Annotated in this window: 1 protein-coding gene; it reads right to left on the bottom strand. The window is 48.5% G+C overall.

Annotated features, from left to right (window positions below):
• Window positions 1-270 (bottom strand): redoxin family protein (locus tag RJ32_RS00175; RefSeq protein ID WP_034823244.1); only part of this gene is annotated, 270 nt, incomplete at both ends.

Here is a 270-nt window from a genome sequence, read left to right as displayed (position 1 = left end):
TTTCTGCAACTGTCTCCAGTATGTATTCGGCTTTGCTCACTTCAAAGGACTTGTCTTCTTCAACAAACAGGCCTTTTACCTGGCCGTCGGTAATAATCATAGCGTAGCGCTTAGAACGTATGCCACCGAAGCTGCCGGTGTCCATGCTAAGGCCCATTATTTGGTTGTATGCGCCGTTGCCGTCAGACAATAACCGAACCTTTTCTCCGATCCCTAAAGATTCGCCCCAGGCCTTCATAACAAAGGCGTCGTTTACGGGCCACAACAATT

This window comes from Idiomarina sp. 28-8, assembly GCF_000320945.2.
In the GTDB taxonomy this organism is placed as follows: Bacteria; Pseudomonadota; Gammaproteobacteria; order Enterobacterales; family Alteromonadaceae; genus Idiomarina; species Idiomarina loihiensis.
Note: the sequence above shows the minus strand (reverse complement) of the source record. Positions and strands in the feature narration are given on the sequence as shown.